At 71.5% G+C, this 1,760-nt stretch carries 1 protein-coding gene; it reads left to right on the forward strand.

Annotation, left to right across the window (positions count from 1 at the left end):
* Positions 1–1,760, forward strand: a 1,760-nt coding sequence (dxs, locus tag MFF26_RS26275; RefSeq protein WP_238308957.1) for a 1-deoxy-D-xylulose-5-phosphate synthase, incomplete at both ends; no start/stop codon positions are given.

Raw genomic sequence — 1,760 nt, forward strand, 5'->3', positions numbered from 1 at the left:
GACCGGCTGCGGCTCCTGCCGGAGAGCGAGCTGCAGAAGGTGGCGGACGCGGTGCGCGCCGAGATGATCGACGCGGTGTCGGTCACCGGCGGCCATCTCGGCTCGGGGCTCGGCGTGGTCGAGCTGACGGTGGCGCTGCACCACGTGTTCGACACCCCCGACGACCGCATCGTCTGGGACGTCGGCCACCAGTGCTACCCGCACAAGATCCTCACCGGACGGCGCGACCGCATCCGCACCCTGCGCCAGGGCGGCGGCCTGTCGGGCTTCACCAAGCGCTCGGAGAGCGAGTACGACCCGTTCGGCGCGGCCCATTCCTCGACCTCGATCTCGGCCGCGCTCGGCATGGCGGTCGCGCGCGACCTCGCCGAGGCCGAGGCGAAGGCGACGGGGGCCGAGCCGGGCCGGCGCCGCAACATGGTGGCGGTGATCGGCGACGGCTCGATGTCGGCGGGCATGGCCTACGAGGCGATGAACAATGCCGGCGCGCTGCATTCGCGCCTCATCGTCATCCTCAACGACAACGACATGTCGATCGCGCCCCCCGTCGGCGCGATGTCGGCCTATCTCGCCCGGCTCGCCTCGGGCGGCACCTACCGGTCGCTGCGCGAGACCGCCAAGCAGCTCGGCAAGCTCCTGCCCAAGGCGATCTACCAGCGCGCGGCGGCGGCGGAGGAATATGCCCGCTCGCTGATCGTCGGCGGCGGCACGATGTTCGAGGAGATGGGCTTCCACTATGTCGGCCCGGTCGACGGGCACAATCTCGACCACCTGCTGCCGGTGCTCAAGAACGTGCGTGACAGCGATCAGGGCCCGATCCTGCTGCACGTGGTGACGCAGAAGGGCAAGGGCTACGGCCCGGCCGAGGCCTCGGCCGACCGCTACCACGGCGTGGTCAAGTTCGACGTGCTGTCGGGCGTGCAGGCCAAGGCCAAGGCCAATGCCCCGGCCTATACCCGGGTGTTCGGCGAGAGCCTGATCAAGGCGGCCGATGCCGATCCGAAGGTGGTGGCGATCACCGCGGCGATGCCCGGGGGCACCGGCATCGACCTGTTCGGCCAGGCGCATCCGGACAAGACCTTCGACGTGGGCATCGCCGAGCAGCACGCGGTGACCTTCGCGGGCGGCCTGGCGACGGAGGGCTACAAGCCGTTCGTGGCGATCTACTCGACCTTCCTGCAGCGGGCCTACGATCAGGTGGTGCACGACGTGGCGCTGCAGAACCTGCCGGTGCGCTTCTGCCTGGACCGGGCCGGTCTGGTGGGGGCGGACGGGGCCACGCATGCGGGGGCGTTCGACCTGGCCTATCTGTGCTGCCTGCCGAACATGACGGTGATGGCGGCCTCCGACGAGGCCGAGCTGGTGCACATGGTGGCGACGGCGCATGCCCACGACAGCGGTCCGATCGCCCTGCGCTACCCGCGCGGCGAGGGCGTCGGGGTCGAGCTGCCGGAGCGGGGCGAGGTTCTGGCGATCGGCCGGGGCCGGGTGGTGCGGCGTCCGGAGGGGGCGCGGGTGGCGCTTCTGTCGCTGGGCACGCGTCTGTCGGAGGCGCTGAAGGCGGCCGACGCGCTGGAGGCGGAAGGCGTGGCGGTGACGGTGGCGGATGCGCGGTTCGCCAAGCCCCTGGACGCGGAGCTGGTGGTCGATCTGGCGGGCAGCCACGAGGTTCTGGTGACGGTGGAGGAGGGCTCGGTCGGCGGGTTCGGGGCGATGGTCCTGCATCTCCTGGCCGAGCGGGGCGTGCTGGATGGGGGCGG

Source organism: Methylorubrum suomiense (assembly GCF_022179765.1).
GTDB lineage: Bacteria > Pseudomonadota > Alphaproteobacteria > Rhizobiales > Beijerinckiaceae > Methylobacterium > Methylobacterium suomiense.